The organism is Priestia sp. J2 (genome assembly GCF_020790095.1).
GTDB classification, from domain to species: domain Bacteria; phylum Bacillota; class Bacilli; order Bacillales; family Bacillaceae_H; genus Priestia; species Priestia zanthoxyli.
In genome coordinates this window covers 4,917,372-4,940,478 of sequence record NZ_CP086208.1, presented here as the reverse complement: position 1 = coordinate 4,940,478, position 23,107 = coordinate 4,917,372, and the positions used below count along the sequence as shown (strand labels likewise).

Sequence of the window (23,107 nt, the reverse complement as noted above, 5' to 3'; positions counted from 1 at the left end):
AGGTGAATGACGTGTTTGATCGTTTAGAAGCGGTAGAGGCGCGCTATGAGAAGTTAAACGAACTTCTGAGTGACCCTGAGATCGTAAACAACCCCTCTAAGTTGAGAGAATATTCGAAGGAACAATCAGATATACAACAAACGGTAGCCGCTTATCAGGAATACAAAGATGTAAAAGAGCAGTTATCAGAAGCGAAAACGATGCTTGAAGATAAGCTTGATGCAGATATGCGCGACATGGTCAAAGAAGAAATTGCCGAGTTAGAAACGCAGCAAGAAGAGCTAGTTGAAAAGCTACGTATTTTATTAATTCCAAAAGATCCAAACGATGATAAAAACGTAATCATGGAGGTTCGTGGAGCGGCTGGTGGAGATGAAGCAGCGTTATTTGCAGCTAATTTGTACCGCATGTATTCTCGTTTTGCTGAATCACAAGGCTGGAAAACAGAAGTAATGGAAGCAACGACTACTGGAGTAGGCGGTTATAAAGAAATTATCTTTATGATTAACGGTAAAGGTGCGTACTCAAAGATGAAATTTGAAAACGGTGCACACCGTGTTCAGCGAGTTCCTGAAACAGAATCAGGCGGTCGTATTCATACATCTACAGCAACGGTAGCATGTCTTCCTGAAGCGGAAGAAGTTGAAGTGGACATTCATGAAAAAGACATCCGTGTAGATACATTTGCTTCAAGTGGACCTGGTGGCCAAAGTGTTAATACGACGATGTCGGCAGTTCGTTTAACACATTTACCAACAAATACAGTGGTATCATGTCAAGATGAAAAGTCTCAAATTAAAAATAAAGAAAAAGCAATGAAAGTATTGCGTGCTCGCGTGTACGACAAATTCCAGCGAGAAGCACAAGCAGAGTACGATGCAACGCGCAAACAAGCAGTTGGATCAGGAGATCGCTCTGAGCGTATCCGTACGTATAATTTCCCGCAAAATCGCGTAACGGACCACCGTATTGGTCTGACGATTCAAAAGCTAGATCAAATCTTAGAAGGCAAGCTTGATGAAATTATCGATGCATTAGTAATGGAAGACCAAGCGCGCCGAATGGAAGATTCGAACTAATGAAAGTATTTGAAGCCCTTAAGTGGGCTTCTTCTTTTTTGAAAGAGGCAAAGCGAGATGAAAACGCGGGAGAACTCTTGCTTCGCCATCACTTACAGATGACGAGAACTCATTTGCTAGGTGCTCTGCAGGAAGAACTAGAAGAAGAAACGCTAAAAAGGTTTGAACAAGATGTCCATGCTCATAAAGCAGGGATGCCTGTACAATATCTCATCGGGACAGAAGAATTTTACGGACGTTCATTTATTGTAAACGAACATGTATTAATTCCAAGACCGGAAACAGAAGAGCTCGTATATGGAATGATTTCTCGAATGAAAAAAGAATTTCAACACCAGTCTATTGAGCTTGTCGATATTGGAACGGGAAGTGGGGCGATTGCTATCACTTTAGCGTTGGAGCTTGACAGCGTCAATGTTACAGCAACAGATATAGCTATAGAATCTTTAAATGTAGCCAAGGAGAATGCTCAAAATCTGGACGCTGCTGTCACGTTTATACAGGGAGATTTATTACAACCATTCCTATCATCAAATCAGAAATTTGATGTAATTGTGTCTAATCCGCCTTATATTCCAGCAGATGATGAATTGTCCACAGTGGTAAAAGATCATGAGCCAAATCGAGCTCTTTTTGGTGGAAAAGATGGTCTGGATTTTTATCGACGTTTTATGGAAGAGTTGCCATATGTGACGAAGTCAAACAGTATTATTGGATTTGAGGTCGGGGCCGGACAGACAAAAGATGTAGCTGAGATGCTGCAAAAAACGTTTCCGACAGCTTTTGTAGAATGTGTATATGATATTAATGGAAAAGATCGAATGGTTTTTGCACAACTTCGTGATAACTAAAAAAATCAGAGGGAATGATTTTCCCTTTGGTTTTTGAAAATCATGCATTTTTTTACTAAATTACTAGTTTAAGATATCTTGCTTTCGGCCATACTGTTCCTATGAAAGGGCGGTGGCCGAAATGAAGAAATATGCTATCATTTATTTTATTTTATTAATTATTGGAGCAAATGCTCAACTTATATATACACATAACCAAGTGCAGGCAGATCAGCCTGCAGTCATTCCAGACGAGGCAATTCGACTGCGTATTTTAGCAAACAGCGACGGTGAAAAAGATCAGTACGTAAAACGTCTGATTCGTGACCGTGTGAACGAACAAATTACAGAATGGGTAAAAGATTTAACATCTGTAACTGTAGCTCGAAAAACAATTAAAGAAAATTTGCCAGCGCTTGAGACAATTGCGAAAGAAGTGCTAAAAGAAGAAGGCGTAAATGAATCTGTTCACGTTAAATTCGGAAAAGTAGAGTTTCCTACTAAGTTGTACGGTCAGTTTTTATATCCAGCAGGTGAGTATGAAGCCGTGCTTATTACTCTTGGTAAAGGAGAAGGAGCAAACTGGTGGTGTGTACTATTTCCTCCTTTATGCTTCTTAGATTTTTCAAACGGTGAAGCGGTAAAAGCGCCAGAGCCATCTGAAGAAGAACCAAAGGCAGAAAAAGAAAAACCAGCAGCTTCTGAATTAAAATCTGCAGACAAAACAGATGATACGTCGGCTGAAAGTAAAGAACCCGCAGTGAAGACAGAAATTCAATCTGCAACTATTACATCGGATTCTATTAAGCAGAAAGCTGAGGAACCTTCTCAACCAACGGCATCTTCTAAAGAAGCAGCTGCAAAGGATACAAGCAACACAGCGAAAGAAGAAACAAGCGCTAAGGCTGAGAAAAAGGAAAGTAAGGAAGCTGAAAAGTCTGTTTCATCTAAGAAAAAAGCTGATGCTAAATCGAAAGAAGATTCTGTAGAAGTTAAGTTTTTTGTAGTAGAATGGGTATCGTCCGTATTTAATTAATAGAATCATTAAAAATAAAATTCAGTTCTACTTTTTTTAACCATCTCATAGATTTGTTACTAGAAAACAAGTTGAGGTGATTAAAATGAGAGAACAATTAAAAATTGCCAGTAAAAATGATTATATTCGAATTCAGAAGTTTTTACAAAAAGCGGGTATTAGCACAGCGGGTGTAGAAGAACATATTCATCAATTTGTCATCATGGAAAGTGAAGAAGGCGAGCTGCTAGCAACAGTTGGGTTTGAAAAAGAAGGCATGGACGGAATTCTTCGCTCCCTTGTCGTGTCACCTTCTTTGATGCAATCTGATATTCTGCTGCTATTTAAAAGTATCGTTCAGCTGGCTCAAAAGCATGGTGTGAAGCAACTATATTTACTAACAAATAAGGCATCCTCTCTGCATTTTTTTCAAATGATGAATTTTCAGCAAACATCTTATAGTGCTCTACCTGATTTGTTAAAAGAACATTCGTATTTAAAACAGTTACCAAATCCTAAGGATGTCTACGTGATGTTTTATGCAGCTAGTTAAAAGGAAATGTGGATAAATCATTTTAATGGGGTATCCACAATGTTATTCACAAAAATCTAAGCTTTATCCACATTTTGTGGATAAAGCTTGTTTGCTGATATAATGAATGCATGTATTTTACTGTTTTTGATACATATTGTACTTTTAAAGTAAAAAAAACCTAGATATAGAAAGAAAAAGGAGTTGAAGAAGATGGAAACTAAGTTATGGGTTGTGGATAATTTTATGAACGAAAAAGATATTTATCCACAGATAGAAGAAGCAGCAGATTTGCTGCGCAACCACGAAGTGGTTGCTTTTCCTACAGAGACGGTGTATGGATTAGGAGGAGATGCAACATCGGATAAAGCTGTGGATAAAATTTTTGCAGCAAAAGGACGTCCTAGTGATAACCCTCTTATTGTTCATATTGGAGATAAAGAGCAGCTGCATACATTTGTAGAGTCAATTCCTTCAAAAGCAGAGAAAGTGATTGATGCTTTTTGGCCAGGTCCTCTTACCGTGATATTACCTAAAAAAGATCAAGTTTCAGATAAGGTTACGGCTGGTTTAAACAGCATTGCAGTGAGAATGCCATCACATCCGGTAGCTCTTGCATTATTGAAAAAAGTGGCTTTGCCTATCGCGGCTCCTAGTGCAAACCTCTCCGGCAAGCCAAGCCCCACTTTAGCTCACCACGTGATGAATGATTTAGAAGGGCGTATTAGCGGAGTTGTAGACGGAGGAGCGACAGGGGTAGGAGTAGAGTCGACTGTCCTTGATTGTACTGAAGAGATTCCTATTATTTTACGTCCAGGCGGCATTACTCAGAAAGAGTTAGAAAGTGTAATTGGTCCCGTAAAAGTAGATCGAGCGTTAATAAGTGATAAAGAAGCGCCAAAATCTCCAGGTATGAAATATACGCATTACGCACCTGATGCACCGCTTGTCATTGTTGACGGCAGTTCAGATTTTTTCCAATCTATTATTGATCACTATCAAGATCAGGGTAAGCGAGTAGGGGTATTAACGACATCTGAACATGAAGATGTGTATAAAGCCGATGCCGTCATTACATGTGGATCTCGCTCAAATTTAGAGACGGTTGCTAGCCACTTATATGAGTCTCTTCGTTCATTTAATGAGTGCGATGTAGATATTATCGTTAGTGAAAGTTTTTCTGAAGAAGGAGTCGGTCATGCCGTTATGAATCGATTAATGAAAGCTGCAGGACATCACGTGATTAAGCAATAAAATTCATCTTCTAAACCTTTTCGAATGTGCATATTTTGAAATAGGAGCACGTCCGAGGAGGGTAAAGATGAATGTATCTCAGTTAATTAGTGAAATGATCACGTTAGTCATTATGGCGTTTGCCTTAGGAATGGATGCTTTCTCAGTTGGTTTGGGAATGGGGTTAATTCGTTTACGCTTTCGCCAAATTTTCTACATTGGTGTTGTTATCGGTATATTTCATATTTGGATGCCGCTATTGGGCATGTTTATTGGACGACTTTTGTCTGATAAACTTGGAATGTTTGCTACCTATGGCGGTGGAATTTTATTGCTGATTCTTGGGGCGCAGATGATTTATTCCTCCTTTAAGCATGACGATACGCCGTTTATCAAACCAGTTGGCTTTGGACTGTTATTTTTTGCGCTCAGCGTGAGTCTAGATAGTTTTTCTGTTGGACTTAGCTTAGGTATTTTTGGGGCAAGAACGTTTTTGACCATTATTGTTTTTGGCGTAGTGAGTATGCTATTAACTTGGTTAGGACTGTTGCTCGGCAGAAGAGTACAAGGCTGGCTTGGTTCATATAGTGAGGCACTGGGCGGGAGCATTTTATTAGCTTTTGGCATCAAATTGCTATTACCTTTTTAACTATATATAAATAGGTAAAGGACCATGACCATGCAGGTTATGGTCTTTTTTTGCTTCTTTTAGATTACAGCAATAAAAAAAGGAAAGCGAAGGTGTTTTTTTCAAGATAAATAAAGAGATTATGGATAAAAAACACCCAAAAAAGCTAACTGGATTTATGCAAGCAATAGAGATACAATAGGGTGGAATATCAACATAGTCGCACATAGTGAAAGCAAGGGAGGATGTATCTTGAAAAACATCTTATTTGTATGTACAGGAAACACGTGCCGCAGCCCTATGGCAGAAGCGTTGCTGAAAGCTAAAAAAATAGATGGAATAAACGTGAAGTCTGCAGGTGTATTCGCTTCAAATGGAAGTGAAGCTTCTGTTCATGCACAAGTTGCCCTTCAACAGAAAGGCATAGCTTGTTCTCATGCTTCGGCAGCATTAACGGAAGAACAATTGATGTGGGCTACTTATATTTTTACGATGACGGAGCAGCATAAAATGCTAATTTTGAACCAAGCTCCATACGTAAGTGATAAATTATTTACGCTAAAAGAATTTGCCGGCGAGCAAGGTGAAGTATCTGATCCGTTCGGCGGATCATTACAGACGTACGAACAGACTTTAGAAGAGTTAGAGCGTATGATTAACAAAATAGTCGACAAATTATAAAAGGTCCCATAAATTTTTGCAGACTTAAACTGAACAAAAATTAATAGAAGATGAAGGTATGTATGAGGAGGAAACAAAGATGAAAGTAGCTATTGCATCTGACCACGGCGGTATAAATTTACGACAGGAAATTATCTCTTTAATGGAAGAATTAAATATTGAATATGTGGATTTAGGGTGTGAATGCTCAGCATCTGTCGATTATCCGGATTATGCACTTCCCGTTGCTCAAAAAGTGGCGAGCCAAGAAGTAAGTCGAGGCATTCTTATTTGCGGAACAGGCATCGGTATGAGCATAGCAGCTAATAAAGTAAAGGGAATTCGCTGCGCTCTAGTGCATGATACGTTTAGTGCAAAAGCCACAAGAGAACATAATGATAGCAACATTTTAGCAATGGGTGAACGCGTCATTGGGCCGGGACTTGCACGTGAAATTGCGAAAATTTGGTTAACGACAGAATTTGAAGGCGGGCGACATGAAAATCGCGTGAATAAAATTAAACAGTATGAGCAGCAAAGTGATGCAACAGTAACGGCATAATGTGAACGTATTCAATGGAAGAAAGGAAGAAAAACGTGTCTGAACTTACGAAATGGAAAGAGCAGTTGGAAACAGTTTTATCTGATTTTTCAGCACAAGTGCAGTTATCTTCAGAACATACACTTGTCATTGGATGCAGTACAAGTGAGGTAATTGGTGAAAAAATAGGAACCGCAGGCGCAATGGAAGTTGCAGAAATGATCTTTGATACACTAGCAGATTTTCGAAAAAAAACGGGTGTCCACTTAGCATTTCAATGCTGTGAACATCTTAATCGAGCACTGGTAGTAGAAAGAGAATTAGCTCGTAAAGAACGCTTAGAAATCGTTAGTGTTGTTCCTATTCATAAAGCAGGTGGAGCGATGGCTACACAGGCCTATGGCCAGCTTAAAGATCCTGTTTTAGTAGAGTTTATTAAAGCTGATGCTGGGATTGATATTGGAGATACATTCATTGGTATGCATTTAAAGCATGTCGCAGTACCCGTTCGTTGTACGTTGAACGCAGTTGGACACGCTCATGTTACTTTAGCAAAGACGCGTCCAAAACTAATCGGTGGAATGAGAGCGTTTTACGAACTTTCGTAATTAAATATATTAAAATAATACACATTTTTTCTTTTTTATTCTAAATAAATCATGTTACAATGTAGTTGAATTAACAAATAACGAACATTGCGAATACGAAACGAGGAGAGGATTTTGATGGAGAAACAACTAATGCAACAAGATCCAGCAGTTTATAATGCGATCAAGGATGAATTACAAAGACAACGTACTAAGATTGAGCTAATTGCTTCAGAAAACTTTGTAACAACAGCGGTAATGGAAGCACAAGGTTCAGTTTTAACAAATAAATATGCTGAAGGCTATCCAGCTAAACGTTACTACGGTGGTTGTGAACACGTGGATGTAGTAGAAGACTTAGCTCGTGATCGTGCAAAAGAAATTTTCGGAGCAGAGCACGTGAACGTTCAACCTCACTCAGGTGCACAAGCAAACATGGCTGTATACTTCACTGTTTTAGAGGCTGGAGACACAGTACTTGGTATGAATTTATCGCACGGCGGTCACTTAACGCACGGAAGTCCTGTTAACTTTAGTGGTGTTCAGTACAATTTCATCGAATATGGTGTAGATCGCGAAACACATCGCATTAACTACGATGACGTATTAGAAAAAGCTCGTACACACAAACCAAAATTAATTGTGGCTGGTGCAAGCGCATATCCACGCGCAATCGACTTCAAGCGTTTCCGTGAAATCGCTGATGAAGTAGGCGCTTATTTAATGGTAGACATGGCTCATATTGCTGGTCTAGTAGCTGCAGGACTTCATCAAAATCCTGTGCCACATGCTCATTTCGTTACAACTACAACACATAAAACACTACGCGGACCACGCGGCGGTATGATTTTATGTAAAGAAGAATTTGCGAAAAAGATTGATAAGTCGATCTTCCCTGGTATTCAAGGTGGTCCATTGATGCACGTTATCGCTGCAAAAGCAGTAGCATTTGGTGAAGCATTACAAGATGAGTTTAAGCACTATGCTCAAAATATCATCGACAATGCTAATCGTTTAGCAGAAGGATTAAAGAAAGAAGGATTTGCTCTTGTATCTGAAGGAACAGACAATCACCTTGTGTTAATCGACGTAAGCTCAATGAATTTGACAGGTAAAGTAGCTGAAAAAGCGCTTGATGATGTAGGTATTACAACAAACAAAAATACAATTCCTTATGATGAGCAAAGCCCATTTGTAACAAGCGGTATCCGTATTGGTACAGCTGCGGTTACAACTCGCGGATTTGGCTTAGAAGAGATGGATGAAATTGCTTCTATCATCGGATTAACGCTTAAAAATATTGAAGATGAAGAAAAGTTAGCTGAAGCTAAAACACGCGTTGAAGCTTTAACAAGCAAGTTTGAAATGTATAAATCACTTTAAGAGAGACAGGCCTTTGTGCCTGTTTTTTTTATGGAGAAAGTGGTAGCAATTCAATCATTTTTTGAATAATGCTTGAACTCAAAAACTTTTTTCTGTAAAATGAATGCAATGTATAAATTTAATTAGCAAGAGATATGTTTTTACTAGTACGTACCATTCAATTCGTTGAATGGTATTTTAATGTGTACATCTTTATATATAAGGAGAGATATCAATGGGCAAAGTATACGTATTTGATCACCCGCTTATTCAACACAAATTAACTTACATACGCGATGTAAAAACGGGAACGAAAGAGTTTCGTGAATTAGTTGATGAAGTGGCAAGCTTAATGGCTTTTGAAGCAACACGTGATTTACCGCTAGAAGATGTCGAAATTGAAACACCGGTTTGCAAAACAAAGTCAAAAGTTATTGCAGGGAAAAAGCTTGGTATCGTTCCAATTCTTCGTGCTGGTATCGGCATGGTAGATGGATTTTTAAAACTAATGCCAGCTGCTAAAGTTGGACACGTTGGCTTATATCGTGATCCAGAAACATTACAGCCTGTTGAATATTATGTAAAGCTACCTAATGATGTAGAAGAGCGTGACTTTATTGTAGTAGATCCTATGCTTGCAACAGGAGGGTCAGCTGTAGAAGCAATCAACTCTCTGAAAAAAAGAGGCGCTAAAAACATTAAATTTATGTGTTTAATTGCTGCTCCTGAAGGCGTGGAAATTGTAAAAGAAGCACACCCTGACGTAGATATTTACATTGCAGCATTAGATGAAAAATTAAATGACCATGGATATATTGTTCCAGGTTTAGGTGATGCAGGGGATCGTTTATTCGGTACAAAATAATTTGTAGATTTGGGTGATGAACATGAAGCAGCCAATTAAAGTAATGACGATATTCGGGACAAGACCAGAAGCAATTAAAATGGCTCCTCTAGTATTAGAGCTTAAAAAGCGACCAGAAGAGTTCGAAGCAATTGTTACAGTAACGGCTCAGCACCGTGAAATGTTAGACCAAGTATTGAGCATCTTTGACATTCAGCCTGACTATGACCTGAACATTATGAAGGATCGCCAAACCCTTATGGACGTAACGACCAGAGGATTACAAGGCTTGGACGACGTAATGAAAAAAGTAAAGCCGGACATGGTACTTGTACACGGTGATACAACTACGACGTTTATTGCTGGGCTAGCAGCTTTTTATAATCAGATTCAGGTCGGGCATGTTGAAGCAGGTTTGCGCACATGGAATAAATATTCTCCATACCCGGAAGAAATGAACCGTCAGCTTACAGGTGTTCTCGCTGATTTGCACTTTGCTCCAACAGATAAGTCTGCAGCTAATTTGCAAGTAGAGAACAAAAAAGAAGAGCGAATCTTTGTGACTGGAAATACAGCTATCGATGCGTTAAAAACAACAGTAAAAGAGACATATGAGCATGAAGTGTTAACGAAATTGGGAGATGATCGTCTTATTTTGTTAACGGCACATCGCCGCGAAAATTTAGGCGAACCAATGAAAAATATGTTCCGTGCTGTTAAGCGTATTGTAGATGAACATGAAGATGTGCAAGTTGTGTATCCTGTTCATTTGAATCCAGTAGTTAGAGAAACAGCAAACGATATCTTAGGAAATGACCCGCGCATTCATTTAATTGAACCGTTAGATGTAATTGACTTCCATAACTTCGCTGAGCGCGCTCATATTATTTTGACAGATTCGGGCGGTGTTCAAGAAGAAGCTCCTTCATTAGGCGTACCTGTATTGGTACTTCGCGATACAACAGAGCGCCCGGAAGGAATTGAAGCAGGAACGCTCAAACTAGCAGGCACGGAAGAAGAAACGATTTATACGCTAGCAAAAGAGCTGTTAATAGATGAAGGCGTATATAAGCAAATGTCACAAGCATCGAATCCTTACGGAGACGGCTTAGCTTCTAAACGCATTTGTGATGCTATTAGCTACTATTTCAACCGCCGTGAAAACAGACCGGAAGCTTTTAATCCGCTTTCGTAAGATTTCTAAACACCTTTCACATGAAAAGCGTCTCTTTGAGACACGATAGTGTGAGAGGTGTTTTTTTATGTGGATTAAATGGTTAATGATTAGCTTTATATTGGGGAGTGGGGGAGGGCAAATGTCGCTCAATCCGACATTTCCTTCTATAAAACAAGAAATGAATCATCAGGAAAAATCAATCATTGTGATGATTAAAAAAGAAAAATTCACGAAATTTAAAAGTCAGCTACAAAAAAATTATCCTAATATAAAGATTAAGAGCGAATTTCACACGGTGTTTACAGGACTTTCATTAAACGGCTCCATCTCGGATTTGGAAAAACTATCTCAGAATCCATCTATTATTAGTTCACATTCTATTAAAAACTATCAGGTTACAGAAGAAAATAGCGTAACGTTCATTGGCTCAGAACAGGTAAGAGGCTTGTTTGATACTCACAATCAGCGCTTAACAGGAAAAGGGATCAAAGTAGGCGTTATCGATACGGGGGTTGATTATTCTCATCCTGATTTAAAACAAACCTACAGAGGGGGTTACGATGTAATAGATGAAGATTATGAGCCGATGGAAACCACTCGTGAGCAAGGAGAACCGACTCTGCACGGTACTCATGTAGCTGGTATTATTGCAGCGAATGGGAATATTACAGGCGTAGCACCCCAAGCGGAAATCTATGCATACCGAGCTCTTGGACCTGGAGGAGCTGGAACGTCTGAAAGTGTTATTCTAGCTATTGAAAAAGCAATTCAAGATGATGTAGATATTATTAATTTATCATTAGGAAATGATGTGAATGGCCCTGATTTACCAACAAGCTTAGCGTTAGATCGAGCTGTTGAAAAAGGAATTGTAACGGTTACATCTAGCGGCAATTCAGGTCCAGGTTTATGGACGGTGGGCTCTCCGGGTACAGCGGGAAAAGCTATTTCCGTTGGCGCTTCTGTTTCTCCGACAACAGTTCAATTTCTAACAATTGGATTTAACAAAGAAAAAATTATGATGGCGCCAGTAGAAGGGTCTCGTCCATGGACGTTTAATCAAACGCTGCGTGTAATAAATGAAGAAGATTCCAAAGAGCAAAAGCATGCGTCGGGTAACGTCATTTTGCTAAAAGCAGAAGGAAATGCGGTTCAAAAAAAGATTAAACAAGCTGAACAGGCGGGAGCAAAAGCGGTTATTTTATATAGCCCGACAGAAAAAAGCATAGTCAGTAAACTAAAAGAGTCAGTAAATATTCCCGTGATATGGGTAAGTAAAAAAAGCGGTGACACCATTACCCAACACATTCAGTCTCAACAACCGTACTTACGCACTGGCCAGCAAGTGGTGCAAGACTTGCTCACATCTTTCAGTTCAAGAGGGCCTGTAACGACTACTTGGGGAATCAAACCAGACGTCGTCGCACCAGGTTACTTCATTAATAGTACAGTTCCTGGAGGATATGAACGCATGCATGGCACAAGTATGGCTGCGCCCCATGTAGCTGGAGCGTGTGCGCTGATTTTACAAGCTCACCCGAACTGGTCTCCTGAACAAGTCAAAGCTTCATTGATGAACACCAGTAAAGTAATGCAGCAGCTAAACGGTCAAACGTATCGCGTATATGAACAAGGAGCGGGAAGAATTCAAATAGCAAAAGCCGTCACAGCAGAATCTTTGTTTTATCCATCTTCTTTATCTTTTGGTATTTTTACGCGTCCATCAAAGAAAGTTTTATCTTTTAAAATTGATAACCAGTCTGATAAAGCAAAAACGTATCGCTTAAACGTTCCAAAAAGGGATGAAGGAGTGAACTGGGATGTTCCATTACCCGTCACGGTGCCACCCCGTCAGACAAAAGAGATAGCTGTCACTTTATCGGTGCAGCCCCGTTTTAAAAATAAAGGTATATATGACGGATATTTGGAAATAAATGATTCACGTGAAACATTTTCGCTTCCCTATATGTACATGATTAGCATTCCAGATTATCCTCGCGTCATGGGATTGCAAGTAGCAGCGGAAAAAGAGAAAAATACGTATAGCTATGAACTGTTTTTGCCTGAAGGAGCAGATCAGTTAGGCGTCGCTCTTTTTGATAAGCAGTCTTTACAGTTTGTATCGTATTTAGATGTTGACGTGGATGTAGAAAGAGGCATGAGAAAACGAAAAATAACGATTGATGAATCGCTTGTACCAGGAGTGTACCAAATATTTGCATTTGTGAAAAAGCATAGACAAGAGCAGGTTGTACACAGTACAATAACGATTGAATGAACCTCTTTAAATGTTTTCATTTGAAGAGGTTTTATGTGTGGCAGAAATGTGAACAATAAGAAGAGATTGTGAAGTTTTTAGCTTAAACACATTGACATTAAATATACGCTATTGTATGCTTACAGGGAATATAAATGATAAGGTTTTCAACCTGTGAAAACCGTTGATATTTCTGCGTATTTTATTAGCTGTTTTTACCTTTTTTAGCAATTTTTTTTGCCTTTCTATCATATATTGAGCTATGAAAACGATAGAGAATTCGGAAAAAAGAAAATTTTGCAAAAGGGGTATGAGCTTATGAAACATCGCAACCGTCATCCTTTGCAAGCGATGGCATTAGTGTCAATCATTCTATCACAGTTAGCAGGTTCAGTCTTAATTGGCTTATTCTCTGGAAGATGGGCTGATCAATGGCTTGACACCGAACCACTATTTTTGATTTTAGGCCTTCTTTCAGGGCTAGCAGCAGGTGTTTTTATGATGCTGCGGACAGTCCACCATTTTTTTTCAGGAGATTAATAATTCATGCAGGATTTGCAGCACGTTTTTCCAAGACTTCGTTCATACATATTGTATTTGTTAGCATTATACGTTCTCGGCTGGGGATTTACAAGTTATAAGGCTGTTTTTGCAGGTTTAATTTTAGGAACCGCCCTGAGTTTGTATAATTTGTGGAACTTAGTAAGAAAGTTTGAGCAGTTTGGACAGGCGTTGGATGAGGGGAAAAAGCCCCGTTCAATTGGGACTGTTGTAAGATTTGCAACAGCTGCTCTCGCAGTTGTGATTACCATCTCTTATCCAAAAACCTTTCATATTATTAGTGTAGTTGTGGGATTAATGACGTATTATGTTGTCATTATCATAGATTTAGTTGTTCAAAATATGCGTAGAAGATAGAAAGAGAGGTGAACACAGTTGGGTCATGAATCACCAACTATAGAGTTTCTAGGCCTTACTTTTAGTCAAAGTAACTTGCTTATGGTTACCGTAGCTTCTGTTATTGTATTCTTAATTGCAGTTTTATGTACTCGTACTCTTGCTATGAAGCCAAGCGGTGCACAAAACTTTATTGAATGGGTCTTAGATTTTGTTAAAGGACTCGTTAATAGCAATATGGATTGGAAAACAGGTGGCCGCTTTTTGACGCTAGGTGTAACTTTACTTATGTACATTTTTGTGTCAAATATGTTGGGTCTTCCATTCGCCATCGTGATTGACCATAACTTATGGTGGAAATCGCCAACCGCTGATCCAGCAATTACGCTGACGTTAGCCGTTATGGTAGTTGTACTATCACATTATTATGGTATTAAAATGCGAGGTTTCTCTGCATACACGAAAGATTACTTCAAGCCAATGGCATTTTTATTCCCGCTTAAGATTATCGAGGAGTTTGCCAATACGTTAACGCTTGGCCTTCGTCTTTACGGTAATATTTATGCTGGGGAAATTTTGTTAAGCTTGCTAGCTGGTTTAGCAACAACAGGCTTCCTAGGTACAATTGGAGCTGCTATCCCAATGCTTTTATGGCAAGGATTCAGTATTTTTGTAGGCGCAATTCAGGCCTTCATTTTCACAATGTTAACGATGGTTTATTTATCTCACAAAGTGAGTAGCGACCATTAATTTATAAAGCTTTGTTCAAGTAATACCCAATTTGGACAAAACAAAACTTAGTTAAACAAAATCATATATATTAAGGGAGGACTTTATAAAATGGGTTTAATAGCATCTGCAATTGCGATTGGTTTAGCGGCACTAGGTGCTGGTATTGGTAACGGTCTTATCGTTTCTAAGACGATTGAAGGCACAGCTCGCCAACCAGAAGCACGTGGTACATTAACTTCAATGATGTTCGTTGGGGTTGCCTTAGTTGAGGCGCTTCCAATTATCGCCGTAGTTATTGCATTCATGGTACAAGGTAAATAATAATGTGTTACATGTGGCGAAGATCATTCAAAAGAACCTTCGCCATTACTTTATGTCTTTAAGAAGTAAATTATATATGTGGAGTCTCTGAAGGGAGTGAACATGGCCGTGTCGAACATGTTTGTGTTAGGAGCAGCAGGCATTAATGGTGGAGATATTCTTTTCCAATTAGTGATGTTCCTTATCCTACTTGCGTTACTTCAAAAATTCGCGTTTGGTCCTGTAATGGGAATCATGAAAAAACGTGAAGAGCATATTGCCGGTGAGATTGATGAAGCAGAAAAGCAAAATGAGGAAGCGAAGAAGCTTGTTGAAGAGCAGCGTGAAATCTTAAAGCAATCTCGTCAAGAAGTGCAAGTAATGATGGAAAACGCTAGAAAGTCTGCAGAAGATAAAAAAGAAGAAATCATTGCGGCAGCACGCGAAGAGTCTGAGCGTCTAAAAGCTGCAGCAAAACAAGAAATCGAACAGCAAAAAGATCAAGCAGTTGCTGCGTTACGTGAGCAAGTTGCTTCATTATCTGTTTTAATTGCGTCGAAAGTTATTGAAAAAGAACTTTCTGAACAAGATCAAGAGAAGTTAATTCATGAATATATCCAAGAAGTAGGGGATGTACGATGAGTCAACCAGCTGTAGCCAAGCGCTATGCACTAGCTCTTTTTCAATTAGCAACAGAAAAACAGATGATCGATGAAATGCAAGACCAGCTACAAATCGTTGAAGAGGTGTTTGCTAAAACACCTGAATTAATGGATGTATTAACTCATCCAAAAATTACAATTGAGCGAAAAAAACAGTTTGTAAGTGAGGCATTTGCTGAACTTTCACCAACTGTTCAACATACGGTTCTTCTATTATTAGAGCGTCACCGCATTCAAATTGTTAGCCAAATGGTGCAAGAGTATCGTTTCCTAGCGAACGAAGTACGTGGCGTGGCAGACGCAACTGTTTATTCTGTCAAACCTTTAAGCGCAGATGAGAAACGAGCAATCTCGCAATCATTTGCTTCAAAAGTTGGAAAACATACGTTAAATATTTCAAATGTAGTAGATAAAAGCCTAATCGGCGGCGTGAAGCTTCGCATTGGTAATCGTATCTATGATGGCAGCATTAGCAGCAAATTAGAAACGATCCACCGAGGACTTCTTGCACACAGATCGTAGATAGGGGTGAAATTCATGAGCATCAAAGCTGAAGAAATTAGTGCGCTGATCAAGCAGCAAATTGAAAACTATCAGTCTGAGATTAAAGTGAGTGATGTAGGTACTGTTATCCAAGTTGGGGATGGTATCGCACGTGCTCATGGCCTCGACAATGTCATGGCTGGAGAACTGGTTGAATTTTCAAATGGTGTCATGGGAATGGCACAAAACTTAGAAGAAAACAATGTAGGTATCATTATTTTAGGACCATATACAGAAATTCGTGAAGGTGACGAAGTTCGCCGTACAGGACGCATCATGGAAGTTCCAGTAGGAGAGCAGTTAATCGGTCGTGTTGTTAACTCATTAGGTCAGCCAGTAGACGGCTTAGGCCCGGTAGAAACAACAAAAACACGTCCAATTGAAGGTGCTGCACCTGGCGTTATGGATCGTAAATCAGTACATGAGCCGCTTCAAACAGGTATCAAGGCGATTGACGCACTTGTGCCGATCGGCCGTGGACAGCGTGAGTTAATTATCGGTGACCGTCAAACGGGTAAAACATCGGTAGCAATCGATACAATCTTAAACCAAAAAGATCAAGATATGGTATGTATCTATGTAGCGATTGGCCAAAAAGAATCAACAGTTCGTAACGTAGTAGAGACATTACGTAAACACGGTGCTCTAGATTACACAATCGTTGTAACAGCATCAGCTTCACAACCAGCTCCACTATTATTCTTAGCACCATACGCTGGAGTAACAATGGGTGAAGAGTTTATGTATAACGGTAAGCACGTACTTGTTATTTACGATGACTTAACAAAACAAGCATCAGCTTATCGTGAACTTTCATTACTATTACGCCGTCCTCCAGGTCGTGAAGCGTACCCAGGGGATGTATTCTATCTGCACTCTCGTTTATTAGAGCGTGCGGCAAAGTTATCGGACGCAAAAGGTGGAGGTTCATTAACAGCTCTTCCATTTATTGAAACGCAAGCAGGAGACGTATCTGCTTATATCCCAACGAACGTAATTTCGATTACAGACGGACAAATTTTCTTACAGTCAGATCTATTCTTCTCAGGCGTACGTCCTGCGATTAATGCTGGTCTTTCTGTATCACGTGTAGGGGGATCTGCACAAATTAAAGCGATGAAAAAGGTAGCAGGTACACTGCGTCTAGACCTTGCATCTTATCGTGAGCTTGAATCGTTTGCTCAGTTCGGTTCTGATCTTGACCAAGCAACTCAAGCAAAATTAAATCGAGGAGCGCGTACAGTTGAAATCTTAAAACAAGGTTTACACAAACCGCTTCGCGTAGAAAAACAAGTAGCTGTGCTTTACGCATTAACAAAAGGCTTCTTAGATGATGTTCCAGTATCAGATATTACACGCTTTGAAGACGAGTACTTAACATGGTTAGAATCAAACCGTAAAGAAGTACTTGAATCAATCCGTACAACTGGTGGCCTTCCTGAAGCTGGCGTATTCGAATCAGCACTTGAAGAATTCAAGAAAACATTTATTGCATCTGAATAATATATTGTCAGCATGGTATGTTAAGACAATCTTTCAATAAGGTGAAGGTGAACATTTGTTCACCTTTCATACCACGTGATCTTCTAAAACAAGGTGGTGAAACCTTTGGCATCATTACGTGATATACAAACTCGAATCACATCGACGAAAAAAACGAGCCAGATTACGAAAGCAATGGAAATGGTTTCAGCTGCAAAGCTGAATAGAGCGGAACAAAATGCAAAATCGTTTGTTCCATATATGGAAAAAATTCAAGAGGTAGTCTCAAGTGTAGCCCTAGGCAGCAGAGGCGCTTCACATCCAATGTTAACTGCGCGCAGCGTGAAGAAGACTGGTTATATCGTAATCACTTCAGATCGCGGTCTAGCAGGAGCATATAACAGTAATATTTTGCGAAAAGTATCTCAAGCTATTGAAGAACGCCATCAATCACCTGATGAATACGGTGTGATTGCAATTGGACGAGTAGGGAGAGATTTCTTCGTAAAACGCGGTATTCCGGTTTTGCTTGAAATCACAGGCTTAGCAGATCAGCCAGCTTTTGCTGACATTCAAGGAATTGCTTCACAAACAGTTCAAATGTTTGCGGACGGTACGTTTGATGAACTTTACTTATACTACAATCACTTTATCAATACGATTTCACAAGAAGTGACGGAGAAGAAGCTATTGCCTCTAACAGATCTTCAACCTTCTGGTAAACTTGTTGGTTATGAATTTGAACCATCACAAGAAGAGATTTTAGAAGTATTACTTCCTCAGTATGCAGAGAGTTTAATTTACGGCGGCCTGCTTGATGGAAAAGCAAGTGAGCATGCTGCTCGTATGACAGCGATGAAAAGTGCAACAGACAATGCAAAAGATCTTATCAATAATCTTACATTGTCATATAACCGTGCACGTCAAGCGGCAATTACCCAGGAAATTACGGAAATTGTTGGCGGAGCGGCAGCGTTAGAATAGAAAGTTTAATGGAAAAGCAAGTTAGGAGGGAACACGATGACAAAAGGACGCGTTACTCAAATCATGGGTCCAGTTGTAGACGTAAAGTTTGACAACGGACACCTTCCGGCAATTTATAACGCCCTTAAAATTTCACATAAACCGAGCAGTGCAAGTGAAGTTGCAATCGAATTAACATTAGAAGTTGCGATTCACTTAGGTGATAACACAGTTCGTACAGTAGCAATGTCATCCACTGACGGCTTAGTTCGTGGATTAGAAGTAGAAGATACAGGTGCAGCAATCTCAGTACCAGTTGGTGACGTTACGTTAGGTCGTGTATTTAACGTATTAGGTGAAAAAATCGACTTAGACGCCCCAATCGATGCAGGTGCACGTCGTGATCCGATCCACCGTCAAGCACCAAAGTTCGAAAATCTATCTACACAAGCTGAAATTCTTGAAACAGGTATTAAAGTAGTAGACTTATTAGCTCCTTACATTAAAGGTGGAAAAATCGGTCTATTCGGTGGTGCCGGTGTAGGTAAAACAGTATTAATTCAAGAGTTAATCAATAACATTGCTCAAGAGCACGGCGGTATTTCGGTATTCGCTGGTGTAGGTGAGCGTACGCGTGAAGGTAATGACTTATACCATGAAATGACAGACTCTGGTGTTATTAAGAAGACGGCTATGGTATTTGGACAAATGAATGAGCCGCCTGGTGCACGTCAGCGTGTTGCATTAACAGGATTAACAATGGCAGAATACTTCCGTGACGAACAAGGTCAAGACGTATTATTCTTTATCGATAATATCTTCCGTTTCACACAAGCGGGTTCAGAAGTATCAGCATTACTTGGCCGTATGCCATCAGCAGTAGGTTATCAGCCAACATTAGCGACAGAAATGGGTCAGCTTCAAGAGCGTATCACGTCAACAAGCGTAGGTTCTGTAACATCGATTCAAGCGATTTACGTACCAGCCGATGACTATACGGATCCAGCTCCAGCGACAACATTTGCTCACTTAGATGCAACAACAAACTTAGAGCGTAAATTATCAGAGATGGGTATTTACCCTGCGGTAGATCCATTAGCATCTACATCTCGCGCTTTATCTCCTGAAATTGTTGGAGAAGAGCACTATGCAATTGCGCGTCAAGTTCAACAAACGTTACAGCGTTATAAAGAGTTACAAGATATCATTGCAATCCTAGGTATGGATGAGTTATCTGATGAAGATAAACTTGTTGTACAACGTGCTCGTCGCGTTCAATTCTTCTTGTCTCAAAACTTCCACGTAGCAGAACAATTTACAGGTCAAAAAGGTTCTTATGTTCCTGTAAAAGAAACTGTTAAAGGATTTAAAGAGATCTTGGAAGGTAAATACGATCATTTACCTGAAGATGCGTTCCGTTTAGTTGGTCGCATTGAAGAAGTTATTGAAAATGCGAAACGTATGGGAGTAGAAGTTTAATTTAAGGGACATAGGAGGTTTTTTAAATGAAGACAATCCATGTCAGTGTAGTGACTCCTGATGGCCCAGTTTACGAATCAGAAGTGGAAATGGTAAGTACCCGAGCACAGAGCGGTGAGCTTGGTATTTTACATGGCCATATTCCGATGGTTGCTCCTTTACAAATTGGAGCCGTCCGCTTGAAGAAAGCAAGCAGTACAGAACTTGTGGCTGTTAGCGGAGGATTTCTTGAAGTAAGACCTGACAAAGTAACAATTCTTGCACAGGCTGCTGAAACAGCTGAAGCGATTGACGTAGCTCGTGCAGAAGAAGCGAAAAAGCGCGCTGAAATGCGCCTTGATAGCAAACAAGACGACGTTGATGTTAAGCGTGCTGAAATTGCCTTAAAACGGGCAGTCAATCGTTTAGATATTAGTCAACGTAAGTTCTAAAAAAAGCCCTCTCAAACGAATGAGAGGGCTTTTTTGCTCTATTATATAAAAGAGGAAGAGCAAATAGCATTCGTCTATGATTATATATTCTATTTAACTAAGCGTATCCGTCTTCTTTATTTTTCTTAATAATGGAAAAGGATCTTAAAATAGGGAATAAAATAAATGTTTTTCATGTTACCGTTTACGAATTTGCATAAGTGTGCTTTAATATGAAAAGAAGAGACGATGATCGTCTCTTCTTTTCATATGGTGTTTAAAAGGAGTGCTTTTATTGTTTGGAGGAATTGAGCAGCAAACGTTACTAACCATGATTTCACATTTGATTTTTATTGTGATTACTTGGTATGCTTTGCAAGGCTTTCAAATTGAAAAGCTGATGAAACCTAATCATGTGTTTCAAGCAAAATTAATGCTTATTTTATTGACCATTACTATTTCATCAACAGTAAGTAATTTCTTTTTGGATTATTTATTTTGGTCACAGCGCATTCCCTCATTTTTTCAATGATTGGCAAGCTATGAGTCTATGATAAAATAGACGTTCATTCGTTGAAGATATACGAATTTATACGCTAATGTATGTCGCTATGTCTAAATATGACGACCCTTTTCATGTATGTATCATCGCCTTCTGGAAAGACTGATGAGTACGGAGAGGGAGTGGCGAAATGTTTAAAAAAATTAGTGTCTTTTTGGCTATTTTCATTACTGGCTTATTCGTATATCATGGAAGTTATGTGAGCAATGCCCAAAACAATGAAACTACTATTGAGAAGATTGTTCACACCTTAAATAAGCAGCATGTTTCGTTAACTGAAGTATCGTTGTATGCAAGAGAAGAAGTAAAAGCTGTTACTGACCAAAAAACCTTTTATTCGCAAGCTGAAAGTATTAAAAGTAATTTTAGAGGTTTTAAATGGGAAGTGAAGAGGGAAAGAGACCTATGGAAAGCAATAGGTACACGCAAAAGTGAAGATGTGAACGAAGTCATTCTGTTAACTTATGCGATCGATGAACACAGCAATGCGTACATATCGTATCATGTAACGGGACAAGGTTTAAAAGAAAAAAATATGACCCATTTTCAAAATGTATTTCAGACAAATTATGAAAAAATTTTCCTGTCAGAACCCATAATTTTCTCTTGTGCAACAGGGGAAATCAATGATAAGATGGAAAGTGTTTTGTCTGTTGAAATTCAAGACCTATTACGAGCTTTCAATGCTAAACCAGTGGAATCTCTAGTGGAAGAGTCATTTACCTCTGTTTCAGCATATACTGGACTGTGGAAAGAAGCTCTTCAAACGAAAAAGCAGGAAATGAACTTACAAATTGCATTACGCAAGACAAGAATGGGCGGTCAAACAACCATAGTTGTTGGCACACCTATCATTACGTCTGAATATTAATATAGAGAAAATGGACGCGGAGGGGAATACCTTGGAAAAAATCATCGTCCGCGGTGGAAATAGATTAAGCGGTACAGTTAAAGTTGAAGGAGCAAAAAACGCCGTTTTACCTATTATCACTGCAACCTTATTAGCTAGTGAAGGAAAAACAATTCTAAATGATGTACCAGCTCTCTCCGATGTATTTACGATTGGCGAAGTTTTAAGACATCTGAATGCAGAAGTAGATTTTGAAACAAATCGTGTAGTTGTAGATGCATCAAGAGAGTTAAAAACAGATGCACCTTTTGAATATGTAAGAAAAATGCGCGCTTCAGTACTTGTAATGGGTCCTTTATTGGCGCGTATGGGTGAGGCTCGTGTAGCTTTACCTGGTGGATGTGCGATTGGATCAAGACCGATTGATCAGCACCTTAAAGGCTTTGAAGCAATGGGTGCTAAAGTTCAAGTAGGAAATGGTTTTATTGATGCAAAAGTTGAAGGAAGACTAAAAGGTGCTAAAATTTATTTAGACTTCCCAAGTGTAGGTGCCACAGAAAATATTATGATGGCAGCAGCATTAGCGGAAGGCACTACAATTATGGAAAACGTAGCAAAAGAACCTGAAATTGTCGACTTAGCAAACTTCTTAAACGCAATGGGCGCTAAAGTTCGCGGTGCAGGAACTGGTACGATCCGTATTGAAGGTGTTAATAAATTATATGGTGCAGAACATGCAATTATTCCAGATCGTATCGAAGCTGGAACATTCATGGTAGCAGCAGCTATTACAGGTGGAAACGTACTTGTACGCGGTGCAGTAGCAGAGCATATCAGTTCACTTGTTGCTAAAATGGAAGAAATGGGTGTTGAAATTACTGAAGAAGGCGACGGCTTACGTGTTGTAGGACCTGAAAAGCTAAAATCAGTAGATATTAAAACAATGCCTCATCCAGGGTTCCCTACGGATATGCAATCTCAAATGATGGCATTATTATTAGCAGCAGAAGGCACAAGTATGATTACAGAAACAGTTTTTGAAAACCGCTTTATGCACGTAGAAGAGTTTCGCCGCATGAACGCTGATATTAAAATTGAAGGACGCTCTGTTATTATTAACGGACCTTCTCAACTACAAGGCGCTGAAGTAGCAGCAACAGATCTTCGTGCAGCAGCAGCGTTAACATTAGCAGGACTTGTAGCAGACGGCTATACGCGTGTAACGGAATTAAAACACCTTGATCGTGGTTATGTAAATTTCCACAATAAATTAGCCGCTTTAGGCGCTGATATTGAACGTGTAAATGACGAAACAAAGCAGGTAGAACAAACTCAACAGGCTTCAGACGTCAAGTAAATATGTCATAAAAAAGCATCTCATAGCGAGATGCTTTTTTTGTCGTTGGACGACCCTTATGGCCGGTTTGCTGTCATAAAAGGTTGTCCACCTCCATACATATGGAATATAGGGATATAGGTGTT

At 39.4% G+C, this 23,107-nt stretch carries 26 protein-coding genes; all 26 read left to right on the top strand.

What is annotated here, in order from left to right; translation table 11 throughout:
- Nucleotides 1-11: 11 nt before the first annotated feature.
- The 26 genes from prfA (at nt 12) to murA (ending at nt 22,982) form a co-directional block, all read left to right on the top strand.
- Complete coding sequence (gene prfA / locus LJY09_RS25635) at nt 12-1,079, top strand: peptide chain release factor 1 (protein ID WP_013059820.1); 1,068 nt, start codon at nt 12-14, stop codon at nt 1,077-1,079.
- Complete coding sequence (gene prmC, locus LJY09_RS25630; protein WP_028411975.1) at nt 1,079-1,930, top strand: peptide chain release factor N(5)-glutamine methyltransferase; 852 nt, start codon at nt 1,079-1,081, stop codon at nt 1,928-1,930. The genes prfA and prmC overlap by 1 nt, the downstream gene beginning before the upstream one ends.
- Before the next feature lie 121 nt (nt 1,931-2,051).
- Nucleotides 2,052-2,945 carry a stage II sporulation protein R gene (gene spoIIR, locus LJY09_RS25625; RefSeq protein WP_033580396.1) on the top strand — a complete coding sequence of 298 codons (894 nt, stop codon included), beginning with the start codon at nt 2,052-2,054 and terminating at the stop codon, nt 2,943-2,945.
- An 85-nt stretch (nt 2,946-3,030) separates the two neighbouring features.
- A complete protein-coding gene (locus LJY09_RS25620; RefSeq protein ID WP_034263676.1) occupies nt 3,031-3,477 on the top strand; it encodes a GNAT family N-acetyltransferase in 447 nt (148 codons plus the stop codon).
- 192 nt (nt 3,478-3,669) lie between these two features.
- On the top strand, nt 3,670-4,710 hold the full coding sequence (locus tag LJY09_RS25615; RefSeq protein ID WP_098627061.1) for an L-threonylcarbamoyladenylate synthase: 1,041 nt from the start codon (nt 3,670-3,672) through the stop codon (nt 4,708-4,710).
- Nucleotides 4,711-4,777: 67 nt separating this feature from the next.
- Nucleotides 4,778-5,338 (top strand): manganese efflux pump MntP, encoded by a 561-nt coding sequence (locus tag LJY09_RS25610; protein ID WP_028411979.1) that lies wholly within the window; start codon nt 4,778-4,780, stop codon nt 5,336-5,338.
- Nucleotides 5,339-5,569: 231 nt separating this feature from the next.
- Complete coding sequence (locus LJY09_RS25605; protein ID WP_028411980.1) at nt 5,570-5,998, top strand: low molecular weight protein arginine phosphatase; 429 nt, start codon at nt 5,570-5,572, stop codon at nt 5,996-5,998.
- Nucleotides 5,999-6,077: 79 nt separating this feature from the next.
- Nucleotides 6,078-6,539 carry a ribose 5-phosphate isomerase B gene (gene rpiB / locus LJY09_RS25600; RefSeq protein WP_028411981.1) on the top strand — a complete coding sequence of 154 codons (462 nt, stop codon included), beginning with the start codon at nt 6,078-6,080 and terminating at the stop codon, nt 6,537-6,539.
- A gap of 35 nt (nt 6,540-6,574) precedes the next feature.
- A complete protein-coding gene (locus LJY09_RS25595) occupies nt 6,575-7,126 on the top strand; it encodes a TIGR01440 family protein (RefSeq protein WP_028411982.1) in 552 nt (183 codons plus the stop codon).
- 117 nt (nt 7,127-7,243) lie between these two features.
- A complete protein-coding gene (gene glyA / locus LJY09_RS25590) occupies nt 7,244-8,488 on the top strand; it encodes a serine hydroxymethyltransferase (RefSeq protein WP_013059811.1) in 1,245 nt (414 codons plus the stop codon).
- A 214-nt stretch (nt 8,489-8,702) separates the two neighbouring features.
- Nucleotides 8,703-9,332, top strand: coding sequence for a uracil phosphoribosyltransferase (gene upp, locus LJY09_RS25585; RefSeq protein WP_013059810.1), 630 nt, complete (start codon nt 8,703-8,705; stop codon nt 9,330-9,332).
- Between the two features lie 22 nt (nt 9,333-9,354).
- Entirely contained in the window at nt 9,355-10,506 is a 1,152-nt protein-coding gene (wecB, locus tag LJY09_RS25580) for a non-hydrolyzing UDP-N-acetylglucosamine 2-epimerase (protein WP_028411983.1), read from the top strand.
- Between the two features lie 67 nt (nt 10,507-10,573).
- Complete coding sequence (locus LJY09_RS25575) at nt 10,574-12,766, top strand: S8 family serine peptidase (RefSeq protein WP_028411984.1); 2,193 nt, start codon at nt 10,574-10,576, stop codon at nt 12,764-12,766.
- A 297-nt stretch (nt 12,767-13,063) separates the two neighbouring features.
- Nucleotides 13,064-13,285, top strand: coding sequence for an AtpZ/AtpI family protein (locus LJY09_RS25570; RefSeq protein ID WP_028411986.1), 222 nt, complete (start codon nt 13,064-13,066; stop codon nt 13,283-13,285).
- Between the two features lie 6 nt (nt 13,286-13,291).
- A complete protein-coding gene (locus LJY09_RS25565; protein WP_013059806.1) occupies nt 13,292-13,663 on the top strand; it encodes an ATP synthase subunit I in 372 nt (123 codons plus the stop codon).
- 18 nt (nt 13,664-13,681) lie between these two features.
- Nucleotides 13,682-14,392: a F0F1 ATP synthase subunit A gene (gene atpB, locus LJY09_RS25560; RefSeq protein WP_013059805.1), complete on the top strand. Its 711-nt coding sequence runs from the start codon at nt 13,682-13,684 to the stop codon at nt 14,390-14,392.
- 90 nt (nt 14,393-14,482) lie between these two features.
- Nucleotides 14,483-14,695 (top strand): F0F1 ATP synthase subunit C, encoded by a 213-nt coding sequence (gene atpE / locus LJY09_RS25555; protein ID WP_013059804.1) that lies wholly within the window; start codon nt 14,483-14,485, stop codon nt 14,693-14,695.
- A 102-nt stretch (nt 14,696-14,797) separates the two neighbouring features.
- Nucleotides 14,798-15,316: a F0F1 ATP synthase subunit B gene (locus LJY09_RS25550; protein ID WP_013085463.1), complete on the top strand. Its 519-nt coding sequence runs from the start codon at nt 14,798-14,800 to the stop codon at nt 15,314-15,316.
- Nucleotides 15,313-15,858, top strand: coding sequence for a F0F1 ATP synthase subunit delta (locus tag LJY09_RS25545; RefSeq protein WP_028411987.1), 546 nt, complete (start codon nt 15,313-15,315; stop codon nt 15,856-15,858). Before LJY09_RS25550 ends, LJY09_RS25545 begins: the two co-directional genes overlap by 4 nt.
- Before the next feature lie 15 nt (nt 15,859-15,873).
- Entirely contained in the window at nt 15,874-17,382 is a 1,509-nt protein-coding gene (atpA, locus tag LJY09_RS25540; RefSeq protein ID WP_013085461.1) for a F0F1 ATP synthase subunit alpha, read from the top strand.
- 105 nt (nt 17,383-17,487) lie between these two features.
- Nucleotides 17,488-18,345, top strand: a complete 858-nt coding sequence (locus LJY09_RS25535; protein ID WP_013059800.1) for a F0F1 ATP synthase subunit gamma — start codon at nt 17,488-17,490, stop codon at nt 18,343-18,345.
- A gap of 36 nt (nt 18,346-18,381) precedes the next feature.
- Nucleotides 18,382-19,803, top strand: coding sequence for a F0F1 ATP synthase subunit beta (atpD, locus tag LJY09_RS25530; RefSeq protein ID WP_013059799.1), 1,422 nt, complete (start codon nt 18,382-18,384; stop codon nt 19,801-19,803).
- A 26-nt stretch (nt 19,804-19,829) separates the two neighbouring features.
- Nucleotides 19,830-20,234, top strand: coding sequence for a F0F1 ATP synthase subunit epsilon (locus LJY09_RS25525; RefSeq protein ID WP_028411988.1), 405 nt, complete (start codon nt 19,830-19,832; stop codon nt 20,232-20,234).
- A gap of 274 nt (nt 20,235-20,508) precedes the next feature.
- On the top strand, nt 20,509-20,745 hold the full coding sequence (locus LJY09_RS25520) for a DUF1146 family protein (protein WP_013059797.1): 237 nt from the start codon (nt 20,509-20,511) through the stop codon (nt 20,743-20,745).
- A gap of 160 nt (nt 20,746-20,905) precedes the next feature.
- Nucleotides 20,906-21,646, top strand: coding sequence for a YwmB family TATA-box binding protein (locus LJY09_RS25515; protein WP_028411989.1), 741 nt, complete (start codon nt 20,906-20,908; stop codon nt 21,644-21,646).
- 31 nt (nt 21,647-21,677) lie between these two features.
- Entirely contained in the window at nt 21,678-22,982 is a 1,305-nt protein-coding gene (gene murA / locus LJY09_RS25510) for a UDP-N-acetylglucosamine 1-carboxyvinyltransferase (protein ID WP_028411990.1), read from the top strand.
- The last annotated feature ends 125 nt before the right edge of the window (nt 22,983-23,107 follow it).

Coding starts and splice junctions, on each gene's coding strand:
- prmC (WP_028411975.1), top strand. CDS start 1,079: ATGAAAGTATTTGAAGCCCTTAAGTGGGCTTCTTCTTTTTTGAAAGAG.
- spoIIR (WP_033580396.1), top strand. CDS start 2,052: ATGAAGAAATATGCTATCATTTATTTTATTTTATTAATTATTGGAGCA.
- LJY09_RS25620 (WP_034263676.1), top strand. CDS start 3,031: ATGAGAGAACAATTAAAAATTGCCAGTAAAAATGATTATATTCGAATT.
- LJY09_RS25615 (WP_098627061.1), top strand. CDS start 3,670: ATGGAAACTAAGTTATGGGTTGTGGATAATTTTATGAACGAAAAAGAT.
- LJY09_RS25610 (WP_028411979.1), top strand. CDS start 4,778: ATGAATGTATCTCAGTTAATTAGTGAAATGATCACGTTAGTCATTATG.
- rpiB (WP_028411981.1), top strand. CDS start 6,078: ATGAAAGTAGCTATTGCATCTGACCACGGCGGTATAAATTTACGACAG.
- glyA (WP_013059811.1), top strand. CDS start 7,244: ATGGAGAAACAACTAATGCAACAAGATCCAGCAGTTTATAATGCGATC.
- upp (WP_013059810.1), top strand. CDS start 8,703: ATGGGCAAAGTATACGTATTTGATCACCCGCTTATTCAACACAAATTA.
- wecB (WP_028411983.1), top strand. CDS start 9,355: ATGAAGCAGCCAATTAAAGTAATGACGATATTCGGGACAAGACCAGAA.
- LJY09_RS25575 (WP_028411984.1), top strand. CDS start 10,574: ATGTGGATTAAATGGTTAATGATTAGCTTTATATTGGGGAGTGGGGGA.
- LJY09_RS25570 (WP_028411986.1), top strand. CDS start 13,064: ATGAAACATCGCAACCGTCATCCTTTGCAAGCGATGGCATTAGTGTCA.
- LJY09_RS25565 (WP_013059806.1), top strand. CDS start 13,292: ATGCAGGATTTGCAGCACGTTTTTCCAAGACTTCGTTCATACATATTG.
- atpE (WP_013059804.1), top strand. CDS start 14,483: ATGGGTTTAATAGCATCTGCAATTGCGATTGGTTTAGCGGCACTAGGT.
- LJY09_RS25550 (WP_013085463.1), top strand. CDS start 14,798: ATGGCCGTGTCGAACATGTTTGTGTTAGGAGCAGCAGGCATTAATGGT.
- LJY09_RS25545 (WP_028411987.1), top strand. CDS start 15,313: ATGAGTCAACCAGCTGTAGCCAAGCGCTATGCACTAGCTCTTTTTCAA.
- atpA (WP_013085461.1), top strand. CDS start 15,874: ATGAGCATCAAAGCTGAAGAAATTAGTGCGCTGATCAAGCAGCAAATT.
- atpD (WP_013059799.1), top strand. CDS start 18,382: ATGACAAAAGGACGCGTTACTCAAATCATGGGTCCAGTTGTAGACGTA.
- LJY09_RS25525 (WP_028411988.1), top strand. CDS start 19,830: ATGAAGACAATCCATGTCAGTGTAGTGACTCCTGATGGCCCAGTTTAC.
- LJY09_RS25515 (WP_028411989.1), top strand. CDS start 20,906: ATGTTTAAAAAAATTAGTGTCTTTTTGGCTATTTTCATTACTGGCTTA.